Genomic DNA, 12,324 nt, shown 5'->3' with positions numbered 1-12,324 from the left:
GCGTGATTCGGTGGCTCCGGGGCGCGGGGACCCGGGGGATTCGATGGGCCGGTGGCCTAGCGGGTGGTGGTACGGCTCCGGACCGCGCCGGATTCGCTCAGCGCAGTGCGGCGGCGAGGGGATTGCGCTCGACGCTGTAGTACGTCGTGTCCGCGGGCAGCAGCCAGTCCGGGCCGACGAAGAAGCGTTTGGCGGTCTCGTCGCCGAACGCCAGATAGCGCAGCCAGGCCACGGCGGTCCCGGAGGAGCGGTAGGCGTCGATGCCGTCCACCGGTGAGAAATGGCTGACACCACGAGCATTCGCGATCCAGGAGGGGGCGTTGAAGGTCAGGTTGTACTGCCACCAGCGCACCCAGGCGAAGTCAGGGACCACGAAATCGTTCATGCCGGTGAGATAGAGGGTCGGCACGGTGAGCAGCGCGCCCACGCCGATCGGCCCGGGTTCGATGGCCAGCACCCCGGCCAGGTGCAGTGCGGGGTCGATGAGTCCGGCCACGCCCGGAAGCACCGCCGCGATCTGGTGTGCGGCCGCCCCGCCCGCCGAGTGTCCGGCGACGAAGGTGCGCGACAGGTCCACTCGGCCGAACAGCGGTGAGCTCGGATCACGATTCGCCGCGATGGCCACGGCAAGGCCCGCCGCCGGGACATAGGCCAGCGAGTTGAACCACTCGTACGGGATCATCACGACGAAGCCGTTGCTCACCCACTGCCGGGCGAGCCGGTCGTACATGCCCGGATTGGCATCGATGCCGCCGGTCAGCACGATCAGCGGCGCGCTGCCCAGATCGGCGATGTCGGCCGGGTAGTAGGTGTTCACGCCCGCGGGGGACTCCAGGCCGTTGGGGAAAGCCTGGGTGCAGGTCATGTCGTCACGATTGCCGAACAGGTGCACGGCGATGTGCTGGAACATGCCCACCACGGAGTCCTGGCAGGGATTGGTGCGCACGGCGGTGGCGACGGGATGTGTTCCCATGCCGCCGAAGACGCTCTGAGCGGTGCCGCCGGGAATGACGGTCTCCGCGACCGGCGGAGTGGGTGAGGTTGTGCCCGAAGCTGTTTCGTCGGCGCTCGCGGTGGCCGAGAGCCACGATCCGGTGAAGACCATCGCCGCGGCCAGCGCTGTCACCATCGCGCGGCGCGATGCTGTTGTCCTCGTCATCGAGGTTCCTCCGTCCCTGCGGCCCGCGAGTGTTGTGAGACTCACTGGTCTCAGAGGAGGCTAGTCGAGAGTTGTCTGGGACACAATGGGCAACGTGCCACGGGTCTGGACGGCCGGGTCGGGGAATCCGGTGGGGATGCAGGGGGTCGCTCTATCCGGCCCGGGGGCCGGCGAATCGCGACAGGGCGTCGGTGACGATGGCGTCGAGGCGAGCGTGGTGCGCACCCTTCCAGTACGCCTGCCCGCACTCGACACACTCGGCGAAGGTGTCGTAGGACTGGCCGGTGTTGTCGGGCAGGCGGTCTCGCACCACGTCAACATCGGCAGGGCGGAGGCTGCCGTTGCAGGTGGTGCAGCGGGTCCAGGGCGCGAGCGCGGGTGCGAATCGCGACAGCACGTCGTCCAGCTGTTCGGCGGGGCGGTGGCTGTAAATGTATGCGCCCGCGAAGATTTCGCGGCGACGCAGCAATCCGCGGTCGCGCGAGAGCAGGATGCGGCGCTCGGCGGCGGATCGGGTGGCCAGTGCCGCGTCGCCGATGTCGGGATTCTCGTAGGCGGCGTCTATCCCGAGCAGACGCAGTCGGCGAGTCAGCGTGCCGAGGTGGATGTCCAGCAGGAAGCGCACGGGTTCCACCGTCTGCCGCGGGCGCGGCACCGCGGCGACGGTGACCGATTCGCCGTCGGCGGGAATGTGTCCGGTCTGCACCGGCCGCCCGTCGACCAGCAGCGTGCCCACCTCGGTCAGCGGAACACCGAGCGACTCGACCACGTGACCGAGCGTCGACCCGTCCAGCCGCACGGGCGCGCCGCCGCGCTGGCCGAAGAACACTCCTAGCTCGGGTGCGAACCGCACCGTGATCTCCCCGTCGTTCACCTGGTCAGTATCTCGGAAACCGGCGTGCGGTGGGCAGTGGTTTTCCGGCGGGGTTGTCGGCGGTCGGGTCCGGCCGGGTTCGGGTCAAGGATTGTGCTCGCGCCGATCCAATTTCGCGCGGCGAGAAGTGGGAAAAGTGAATCACGGACCAATTTCTTTTGCGCAGTGGCCTGGAGCACATCGAAAGAAGTTCGAGCTTCGCCGTTAACCTAATGTTTGCGATTCTATGAGTTGCGCAAGTCGTAATTTGGTGTTTTTCTTGGCTTGCAGGTCATTGAGACCGTGCCATTCTCGGCAGAGTCGCCGCCGCACACTCGACCTGCCGCTCCAACCGAGTCGCCATTCCGGCGCACTTGTCTGATGAAGGTCGAAAGGAAATCGGGCCGTGAAACTATCTCGAATCACCCGTGCGGCATACGTCTCGGCGGCTGTCGCCACGACATTCCTCGTGCCCGCCCTGGCTACCGCCGAGCCGGCGGGGGTCGATGCCACGACCCCCGCCGACTCGGGAAGTTCCTCCGCACAAGGCGTTCTTCCCCTGCTCGGAACGGGTAGCGCAGCCGCGGGAACCGGTAGTGCGACGGGTGCGGGCGTGCTCGGCGGGCTCGGGACCGGCAGTTCCGCGGCGGGCTCGCTGGCCGGACTGCTGCCCGGTCCGGGAACCGTGCTGGGATTACTCGGCACCGGAAGCGGCGCGGCCAGCGGTTCGGCGCAGGCCGGTGGAACTCTGGCGCAGGCATTGGGATCCGGAAGCGCCGCGGCCGGCGCTGGGTCGTCGGGCGCGAAGTAGCAATTGCTGCCAATTCGCCGATCCGGCAAAATGATTGCGATCGTTATGATCGTTCTGCTCATAACGAATGTTTGAGCAGAATATAAACGAAATTCGATCGCTCGCTCTTCTGGCAAGAAATTCGATGAGGACGCTGTCATGGAATACACCCACCTTTCCGAGTTTTCACTTCGATCTGGTTCGCTCACGCTCTGGCGTGCGGAACTCGCCGCGGATCACGTGTGGACGGCCGATGAGCGGCCGTTGGCCAGCGTGCACGTGCGGCATTGCCTGGGCACCGATGCCACCGATCCCCGCCCCGGACGTGGGCGCTGGATCGGCACCGTGTTCGAGATGGACGCCCCGTACGACGCCGAGCACTGGCGTGAGACAGTGCGCCTGTGGCATGTGCGCCACGAGGGCCTGCGCACCACGCTGAACTGCCGGGACGGTGCGGAACCGCAGCGTCTGGTGTGCGCCCCCGCGGCCGTCGGCATCATCGGCGAGCCGGTGCCCGCGATCACCGATGCGGGCGCGATCACCGAATACCTCTGCGAGGCCCTGGAGTTCGAACTCTCGCCGCTGGTCTGGCCGCACTGCCTGCTGGCCACCGTCGAGCACGCCGACACCGCCGACTTCACCGTGCTGATCGCCGCCGATCACTCGGTGCTGGACGCCTACTCGCAGGCCATCGTGATCCTGGAGCTGCGGGCGATGTACCGCTCGGTGACTCGAGGTGAGGCGGTGCGCGAATCGCCGACCTTCGGCAGCTCGGCGGATTTCGCGACCCTGGAGCGCAGCACCGCCGCCGCCCTCACCCCCGAATGCGAATCGGTCGAACTGTGGCGACGGTTCCTCGGCGGATCCGGCGGCATGCTGCCCCGCTTCGAACCCGCGATCGCCTCCGCCGAGCCGCACGCGACGGCCCTTCCCCAGACCAGCATCTCCCGAAAACTACTGTCGCTCACCGAGTTGGAACAGATCGAGACCGCGCTGACCGCGCGGGGACATCGCCTCTCGGTGGCGGTGTTCACCGCACTGGCCATCGCGTACCGTCGCGCCTTCGGCTACATCTCGATGCGCGCCATCATGCCCATCTCCACCCGCCCCGATCTGCAGTGGCTCGAATCCATGGGCTGGTTCGTGAACGTCGTGCCGCTGGACATCACGCTCGGCCCGGATCTGGACGTGGACACCTCGCTCGAGTCCACCCGCACCGCACTGCGCCGCACCAGGGTGGCCAACAACGCGACCTGGACCCGCGCGCTGGAGCTGCTGAACTGCGACGACGCTCCCCGGTTCGGCATCTCCTTCCTGGACATCCGGGTCCTGCCCGACTACGAACTCGTCGAATCCCTGCGCGGACACACCCTGCGCGCGGAGTCGTACTCCACCGACGAGGTCTTCTTCTGGGTGGTGCGCGGCGCGGACGGGCTGCGGCTCTCCACGCGTTTCCCGGCCACCTTCCCGGTCGCCGAGATGGACCGGTTCCTGGCCGAATTCACCCGCGCCATGCGCGAATTCGGCCGGGACCTGCCACCCGTCGAAGAGGTCCAGCCGATCGAGGACACCGTCCCCGCCGCTCCGAACCCCACGCCGGTCATCGCCGCCGACCTCGGCCCGGCCTGCCCGTCGGCCACCTCGGTGGCGCTCGGAACCACGACTCCGACGGTCGCGGGCATCGCCGCCGCGGTGACCGCCGTCGCCGCGGCCGCCGACGCGGTCGCCGCGGAACGTGACGCCGAGCGTGACGCCGCCGCGGTCGCGACATCGGCGGCCGTCACGGACTCCGGACATGAGCCCGCACTGGTTTCGGTACCGGCGAGGCGGTGAGTCATGAGGGTCCTTCTCGCGTTCGCGGGCAGCAGGGGTGATGCGCAGCCGGGTGTGCTGCTCGGGCGGGAACTGGCACGGCGCGGCCATCGGGTGATCCTGGCGGTCTCGCCCAATCTGGTGAAATTCGCCACCGGCCAGGGTGTTTCGGCCGAACCCTTCGGACTCGACAGCGACGTCCTGCTCCGAACGCAGCGCGAGGACCCTCGCTTCGGTTCACTCGACCCGTTCGCGCGCGTGCGCGCCACCCTGGATCTGCAACGACGCGGATTCCGGGAGGCCGCCCGCGATCTGCTCGCCCTCGCACCGGACGCGGACCTGCTGGTCACCGGCATGGCGTGCGAGGAGATCGCGGCGGAAGTCGCTCGCGCACGGGCGGTTCCGCTCGCCGCGATGCACTTCTTCCCGATCCTGCCCAACCGCGCGGTCCCGGTCGTGCCGACCGCATGGGGTCGGCGCCTGCCCGGTGTGGTCAACCGCCGGGGGTGGCAGGCGCTGAACCGGGCCCGGTCCTGGGCGCTCGCCTCCGAGATCGCGGCGCTGCGCGCGGAAGCCGGGACCCGGACGCCGGAACGGGTCCATCGGCCCGATCCGCTCGGCCCGGTCGATCCTGCAGCGCCGCAACGGATCGCGGTGCAGGCCTACGACGCAGAGTTGTTCCCCGGACTCGTCGACGAGCTCGCGGGCGCCCCGGTGACCGGATTCCCCGTGGTGCCCGATGCGGGTGGCACCGTGCAGTCCGAGCTGCGGGAGTGGCTGATCGCGGGGAGCGCGCCGATCTACGTGGGGTTCGGGTCCATGCCGGTCACCGATCCCGATGCGCTCGAATCGCTGACCCGCGAGGTAGGTCGTCGACTCGGTCGGCGAATCCTGCTGGTGGGAAGCATGTTCCGGCCTCGGGTCGGCGCGGATCTCGCCGTGGTCGAGCAGCTCGACCACCGCACGGTGCTGCCGCTGTGCGCGGCCGCCGTGCACCACGGCGGCGCCGGGACCACGGCGGCGGTCTTGCGTGCCGGAGTGCCCTCGGTGATCTGCTCGGTACAGGCCGATCAGCCGTATTGGGGGCGACAGCTCGAGGCGCTCGGACTCGGCGTCACCGCACCCTTCGATCGCATCGACGCGAATCGACTGGAGCGGTTGCTGTGTCGGGCACTGGAGCCCGAGGTGGTGCTGCGAGCCTCGGCGTACGGGCTGCGCTTCCGTGAGGACGGCGTCCTGCGGGCCGTGCGGGTCATCGAATCGATGCACACTCGCGCCCGCACGGCGCTGCCGTCCAGCGCAACGGGAGGTGACGCGGCTGTGTCCCGGGCGCACAGCTGAATTCGCCCACCGCTCCCGATCGGAGCGGATACCGATAGCGCCGCCGGTACGCGGCCGCTGGATCTCGAGGAGCACTTGTGAGTACCGAAATCGCCATCGAAACCCAGGGACTGGGAAAGAGTTTCGGCTCGATGACCGCTGTGGACGCGGTCGATCTGCGCATCGAGGCGGGAACCGTGTTCGGTCTGCTCGGGCCGAACGGCGCGGGCAAGACCACCATCGTGCGCATGCTGGCCACGTTGCTGCGGCCGGATCGAGGGCGCGCCACCGTCTTCGGGCACGATGTGCTGCGCGAGGCGACGGCGGTGCGGTCCATGATCGGACTGACCGGGCAGTACGCGGCGGTCGACGAGAACCTCACCGCCGTGGAGAATCTGCGGCTCTTCGGGCAGCTGCTCGGGCTCTCGCGCAAGGCCTCGGCCCGGCGGGCCGGGGAACTGCTCGAGGAGTTCGAGCTCACCGGCGCGGCCCAGCGCAGGGTCACGACCTTCTCCGGCGGTATGCGACGCAGGCTGGATCTCGCCGCGACGCTGATCACGCTGCCGCCCTTCATCTTCCTGGACGAGCCGACCACCGGACTCGACCCGCACACCCGCGAGCGCATGTGGTCGGTGGTGCGCGGGCTGGTCGATCGCGGCGCGACGATCCTGCTGACCACCCAGTACCTGGAGGAGGCCGACGCGCTCGCCGATCGGATCGCGGTCATCGACCACGGGGCGGTGGTCGCCGAAGGCACCGCGAGCGAACTCAAATCCTCGGTGGGGGAGGAGGTGCTGCGGATCGATCTGGTCGATCCCGGCCAGCGCTCGCTCGCCGACGCGGCCGTCGAACGGATCACCGGAAGCACACCGCTGCACGGTGACACCCCCGCCACGCTCTCGGTTCCGCTGCGGGACATCGAGAGTGCCGCCGATGTGCTCACCGCCTGCCGCACCAGCGGTATCCGGTTGCGCGGCTTCGCCGTCGACCGCCCGGATCTCAACGCGGTCTTCCTCGCCCTCACTCAGCCGAAGGCGGCGCCTGCGCTGCCCCCGGCCGAATTCACCGAACACCCGGCAGAAAAGGCGGTCACGCCATGACGATGGTCTCCGAGGCACCGGCGTTCGCCGGGCCGGCTCCGCTGATCGAGCGGCGTCCCCGCATCCATCGAATCAGCCTGCGCGACTCGCTGATCCAGGCGCTGATCATGGCCGAGCGCGGCATGCGAACCTTCCGGCACAGCCCGCAGCTGCTCTACGACGCCATCCTGCTGCCCATCGTGGGACCGCTGTTGTTCGGCAATGTGTTCGGCACCGCCATCGCGGGCAGCCTGCACGCCTACCTGCCGACGCTGGTGCCGGGCGTGCTGGTGCAGATCGTGCTCACCTCCTCGGTGGCCACCGGAGTGCAACTCTCGGAGGACATTCGGTCCGGGGTGTTCGATCGGTTCGTCTCCATGCCGATCGCGAGATCCGCGCCGGTCACCGGTGCGCTGCTGGCCGGTGCGACCCGCTACGTGATCGCCGCGGTCATGGTGCTCATCGTCGGCTACGGGATGGGCTATCGACCCGAGCATCCCGCCGGGCTGCTGGCCGGTGCGCTGCTGGTGGTGCTGGCCACCACGGCGATGAGCTGGATCTTCGCCTTCATCGGCGTCACCATCGCCAAACCGGCAGCGGTGCAGGGTATGTCGATGCTGGTGCTGACCTTCCTGAGCTTCGCCTCCAACGCGCTGGTGCCGGTCGCGGCCATGCCGGCCTGGCTGCGGCACGTCTCGGACTACAACCCGGTCTCGCATCTGGTGGCGGCGGTGCGCGAACTCGCCGACACCGGGCACATCGGATCGGACGTGGTGTGGTCGGCCGGCGCCGCCGTGCTCGTCGCGATCGTGTTCGCGCCCTTGACCGTCCGCACCCTGCGCAACCGCTGAACCGAGGCCGGAACCCGAAAGGAGCCACCATGACCTCCACCGCCGCACCCCGCCACGAAGCCCCCGCTGTCCGTGCGCTGCCGCCGATCTCGTCATCGGCCGCGATGAATCGGCTCACCGCCGATGACGATCTGTTCCTCAAACTGCACGATCTGTACGGCAATATGCTGGTCAACCAATTGGCATGGCGCTTCGACGAACCCCTCGGCCGAACGGTGCTCGAGCAGTTCCACGCCCAGCTCGCGCAGGGGTTTCTCGCCCGCCGGGTGATCGAGACCTCGGTGCCGTTCGCCCGGCCGTGGTGGGTGCGGGCCGAGCATTCCCTCCCGCCGGCGTGGCAGGACGAGCCGGTGCCCGAGAATCGCGTGCTGGACTGGTATTTCGATCAGAGCGAGGTCGACTTCGATCCCCGGACCGGCCGGGTGTGGCGACTCTCGGCCGCGCCGACGGACGCCGGGGGCACACTGGTGTCGCTGGTGACCTCGCATGTCGGAGCCGACGGCGGCGCGGTGCTGTACGCGGTCGGGGACGCGCTGCGGCGACTCGAGGCGGGGCTGCCGCCGGACGCCGCCACCAGCGCGGGACGACTGGTGGGCGATACCCCGCGAACCGGCCTGCGGCGCAGCCATATCGCCGACGCCGCCGGTCAATTGCGCGCGGCCGCACGGGGAATCCGCGCGGCCGTCGCGGCGCGCGGCGTGCAGGAGCCCGCTCGCAATCCGCGCCCGGCCGAACCGCTGCTGCCGCTACCGGATCGGTACTCCGCGGCGAGCCTGGTGGTGGAAGTCGATCTGGCCGAATGGAATACGGCGGCCGCGACCCACCACGGCACCTCGAACGGGCTCATGGTCGGCGTCGCGGTCGGCATTCTGGGCCGTTCGGGCCGGGTTCCCGACGGGGCGCAGGTCCGGGTCGACATTCCGCACTCCCTGCGCACCCCGGAGGATCCGCGTGCCAATGCCACCACAGGTCTGCCGATCTCCGTTCCCTATCGGGCCGGTGCGCGGACCGATCTCGCCGATGTCCGGGCCGCGATCAAACAGGCTGCTCGGGCCTACGCGGATCCGGCCACCACGCCGGCTCTGCAGCACCTGCAACCAGTTCAGATGATGCTGCCCCGGGCGGTGCTGAGCTACTTCTCGCGCACCGCCAAGGCGCCCGAGTGCCTGTGCACGAATCTCGGGGAGACCGGGCAGAGCGTGGCCACCATCGGCGGTGCCCGGGCCGGCGCGGTGCTGATGCGCCCGGTGGTGCGCACCGGTGATGTCGAGATGTTCCGGCGGATCGAGGTCGGGCTGAACCTGTCCTGGTCCAGTGACGGGCAGACGGTGGTGCTGGCGATCACCGGTGCGGATCCGGATCGCTTCCCGAGTCGCGATTTCCTGCGCGACCACGTGGCCCGCGAGTTCTGCGCCTGGGGTCTGCGGCCGCGGTTCTGGAGCTAGCGCGGCGCGGCGCCGGCCGCCGGAACGCGAGATTCGGGGGCGATTTCCATTGACGCCCCCGGATGTAAGTGTGACGATGGGAAACAGATAACTGCTTCCCTCGAAAGGGCCAGGACAATGACGTCGGCACCTGCGAAAAACGCCACCACCACCGATTCCGACCTCGAGCTCGCGCGTGCGTACGCCGAGAAGCTGCTGCTGCTGTCCCAGGGATCGGTCGACAAGCATTTCGATCCCTTCACCGATATCGACTGGGACAACCCCGATTACGCGGTGACGGCGGACGATCCGCGCTGGATCCTGCCGAAATCCGGCGATATGTTCGCCCGCCACGCCTGGTATCAGGGCCTGTCGCAGGCGCGGAAGATCGAGATCGGCATGTGGCGGCAGGCCAATATCGCCAAGGTCGGGCTGCAGTTCGAGACGCTGCTCATCGGCGGGATGATGCAGCACACCTTCAAACTGCCCAACGGTTCGCGCGAGTTCCGGTACTGCACCCACGAGGTCATCGAGGAGTGCAACCACACCCTGATGTTCCAGGAGATGGTGAACCGGATCGGCATCGACGTGCCGGGTATGGGGCCGATCATCCGCCAGCTCACCTATCTGGTGCCGCCGCTGGCCTCGGTGTTCCCGAATCTGTTCTTCATGGCGGTGCTGTCCGGCGAGGAGCCGATCGACCACATCCAGAAGGGCATCCTGCGCGCGGGCGAACAGATCCACCCGATCATGCGCGGTGTGATGGCGATCCACATCGCCGAGGAGGCCCGGCACATCTCCTTCGCCCACGAGTTCCTGGAACACCATGTGCCGCAGTCGAACGCGGTGAACAAGTTCGTGCTGTCGCTGGCCTTCCCGATCGTCATGTGGATCGGTGGCCGGGCGATCATCGTGCCGCCGCGCGCCTTCTTCCGTGAGTTCGATATTCCGCGCGAGGTGCGCAAGGACGTCTTCTTCGGCCTGCCCGATTCGCGGGAGACGTTCGCGGGCTACTACGCCGACGTGCGCTCGCTCGCCAAGCGGATCGGGTTGCTGAATCCGGTGTCGAAAGCGGTCTGGAAGGCGCTGCGCATCGACGGTCCCGGTACCCGCTATCGCTCGGAGCCCGATCGCCCCGGGCAGGTCCGCGCGGCGTGAATCGTGCCTGATGGGGCGAGTGTGACGTGGACACCCACCCTCAGTAGACGTAACCTTGGATAACACGTAATATCGGGACCGTCCGGGCGACGATGCCCGGGCGCGACCGACACGAAACGAGAACCTCGATGACGCGGCATGTCGACGTACTGATCATCGGCGCTGGCCTGTCCGGAATCGGCATGGCCTGCCACTTGACCAAGGAAGACACCGGGCGCAGCTATCTGATCCTGGAACGGCGTACCGCCATCGGCGGCACCTGGGACCTGTTCAAGTACCCCGGCATCCGCTCGGACTCCGACATGTACACCTTCGGATTCGGCTTCCGGCCCTGGATCGGCACCAAGGTGCTGGCCGACGGACCGCACATCCGCCAGTACGTCGAGGACACCGCCGCGGAGTACGGCGTCACCGATCACATTCGTTTCGGCCGCAAGGTCGTCAAGGCGAGCTTCTCCAGCGCGGACAGCCTGTGGACCGTCCAGGTGCGCAACGAGCAGACCGGCGAGGACGAGACCTACACCAGCAACTTCTTCATCGGCTGCACCGGTTACTACGACTACGACAAGGGCTACCGCCCGGAGTTCGCCGGCGAGGACAAGTTCCGCGGGCAGATCGTGCACCCGCAGCACTGGCCCGAGGATCTGGACTACGCCGGCAAGCGCGTGGTCGTGATCGGCAGTGGCGCGACGGCCATCACGCTCATTCCGTCCATGAGCGGCACCGCCGAGCATGTGACCATGCTGCAGCGCTCGCCCACCTACATCGCCGCGCTGCCCGCCAACGATCCGGTCGCGGTCGGCCTCAAGTTCGCGAAAGTGCCCGCCGCCCTTGCCTACAAGGCCGGCCGGGCGCGCAATATCGCACTGCAGCGCGCCAGCTACCAGCTCTCGCGCACCAACCCGAAGCTGTCCAAGAAGCTCATGCTCGCCGCCGTGCGCGCGCAGGTCGGGCCGAACATCGACATGCGGCACTTCACGCCCTCGTACAACCCGTGGGATCAGCGCCTGTGCGTGGTGCCCAACGGTGATCTGTTCCGAATCCTGCGCAGCGGCAAGGCATCCATCGCCACCGACCACATCGACACCTTCACCGAGACCGGCATCCGGCTGCGTTCGGGCGAGGAACTGCCCGCCGACATCGTGGTCAGCGCGACCGGCCTGACCGTGCAGATGCTCGGCGGCGCGGAGCTCGAGGTGGACGGCGAGGCGCTCGCGACCCGGGATCTGGTGGCGTACAAGGGCGCACTGCTGGGCAACGTGCCCAACGCTATGGTGATCCTGGGCTACACCAACGCCTCGTGGACGCTCAAGGCGGACCTGGCGGCGGAGTACTTCTGCCGGCTGCTGAACCACATGCGCGACAACGGTTTCGAGCAGGTCGTCGCGGTACCCGAGGAGGGCGACCGGTCCGAGGCCTCGCTCATGGGCGGTGCGCTGACCTCCGGGTACATCCAGCGTGGCGACGGGGTCATGCCGCGTCAGGGCACCCGCGGGCCGTGGCTGGTCATCAACAACTACTTCCGCGATCGCGCGATGCTGCGCAAGGGTGCGATCGAGGACGGCATCCTGCGGTTCACCCGCGCGGGACGCGCGCGGGTCACGGCCGACGCCGTGGAATCGCGTTCTGCCTGAACGGTATTGCGACGGCAATACCGCAAGGGTCATCGAAGGGCCGTGGCGCTGTCGCGGCCCTTCGTGATGTGCGGGGCAGGTGGTGATGTGCGGGGCAGGTGGTGATGTGCGGGGCAGGTGGTGATGTGCGGGACGGGTGGTGATGTGCGAGCGGTTCAGAGGTGCGCTGAGGTTCCGGCGTGCACCGCGGTCGTGATGCGCAGGGCCGCGTCCGGCAGGCGGCGCGGCCGGGTCGTCCGCACGG

Annotated in this window: 10 protein-coding genes; 8 read left to right on the top strand and 2 right to left on the bottom strand. The window is 68.4% G+C overall.

Annotation, left to right across the window (positions count from 1 at the left end):
• Positions 1 to 97: 97 nt before the first annotated feature.
• Both NJ1_RS31335 and NJ1_RS31330 read right to left on the bottom strand, forming a co-directional pair.
• Positions 98 to 1,159 (bottom strand): poly(ethylene terephthalate) hydrolase family protein, encoded by a 1,062-nt coding sequence (locus NJ1_RS31335; protein ID WP_157574386.1) that lies wholly within the window; start codon positions 1,157 to 1,159, stop codon positions 98 to 100.
• Positions 1,160 to 1,310: 151 nt separating this feature from the next.
• Positions 1,311 to 2,033, bottom strand: a complete 723-nt coding sequence (locus tag NJ1_RS31330; RefSeq protein ID WP_067701619.1) for a Mut7-C RNAse domain-containing protein — start codon at positions 2,031 to 2,033, stop codon at positions 1,311 to 1,313.
• 385 nt (positions 2,034 to 2,418) lie between these two features.
• Between NJ1_RS31330 and NJ1_RS39460 the strand changes: the two genes are divergently transcribed.
• The 8 genes from NJ1_RS39460 (at position 2,419) to NJ1_RS31290 (ending at position 12,080) form a co-directional block, all read left to right on the top strand.
• On the top strand, positions 2,419 to 2,823 hold the full coding sequence (locus NJ1_RS39460; RefSeq protein ID WP_157574384.1) for a hypothetical protein: 405 nt from the start codon (positions 2,419 to 2,421) through the stop codon (positions 2,821 to 2,823).
• A gap of 138 nt (positions 2,824 to 2,961) precedes the next feature.
• The gene (locus NJ1_RS31320) at positions 2,962 to 4,635 is read left to right on the top strand and encodes a condensation domain-containing protein (protein ID WP_067701615.1); all 1,674 of its coding nucleotides are present in this window, start codon (positions 2,962 to 2,964) and stop codon (positions 4,633 to 4,635) included.
• Positions 4,636 to 4,638: 3 nt separating this feature from the next.
• Positions 4,639 to 5,955, top strand: coding sequence for a glycosyltransferase (locus NJ1_RS31315; RefSeq protein WP_067701609.1), 1,317 nt, complete (start codon positions 4,639 to 4,641; stop codon positions 5,953 to 5,955).
• A 77-nt stretch (positions 5,956 to 6,032) separates the two neighbouring features.
• Entirely contained in the window at positions 6,033 to 7,034 is a 1,002-nt protein-coding gene (locus NJ1_RS31310; protein WP_067701606.1) for an ATP-binding cassette domain-containing protein, read from the top strand.
• On the top strand, positions 7,031 to 7,864 hold the full coding sequence (locus NJ1_RS31305) for an ABC transporter permease (RefSeq protein ID WP_067701604.1): 834 nt from the start codon (positions 7,031 to 7,033) through the stop codon (positions 7,862 to 7,864). The genes NJ1_RS31310 and NJ1_RS31305 overlap by 4 nt, the downstream gene beginning before the upstream one ends.
• Before the next feature lie 29 nt (positions 7,865 to 7,893).
• Positions 7,894 to 9,309, top strand: a complete 1,416-nt coding sequence (locus NJ1_RS31300; protein WP_067701601.1) for a hypothetical protein — start codon at positions 7,894 to 7,896, stop codon at positions 9,307 to 9,309.
• Positions 9,310 to 9,426: 117 nt separating this feature from the next.
• The gene (locus NJ1_RS31295) at positions 9,427 to 10,446 is read left to right on the top strand and encodes an AurF N-oxygenase family protein (protein WP_067701596.1); all 1,020 of its coding nucleotides are present in this window, start codon (positions 9,427 to 9,429) and stop codon (positions 10,444 to 10,446) included.
• 128 nt (positions 10,447 to 10,574) lie between these two features.
• Positions 10,575 to 12,080: a flavin-containing monooxygenase gene (locus NJ1_RS31290; RefSeq protein WP_067701590.1), complete on the top strand. Its 1,506-nt coding sequence runs from the start codon at positions 10,575 to 10,577 to the stop codon at positions 12,078 to 12,080.
• Positions 12,081 to 12,324: the final 244 nt, after the last annotated feature.

The organism is Nocardia jejuensis NBRC 103114 (assembly GCF_001613145.1).
In the GTDB taxonomy this organism is placed as follows: domain Bacteria; phylum Actinomycetota; class Actinomycetes; order Mycobacteriales; family Mycobacteriaceae; genus Nocardia; species Nocardia jejuensis.
Note: the sequence above shows the minus strand (reverse complement) of the source record. Positions and strands in the feature narration are given on the sequence as shown.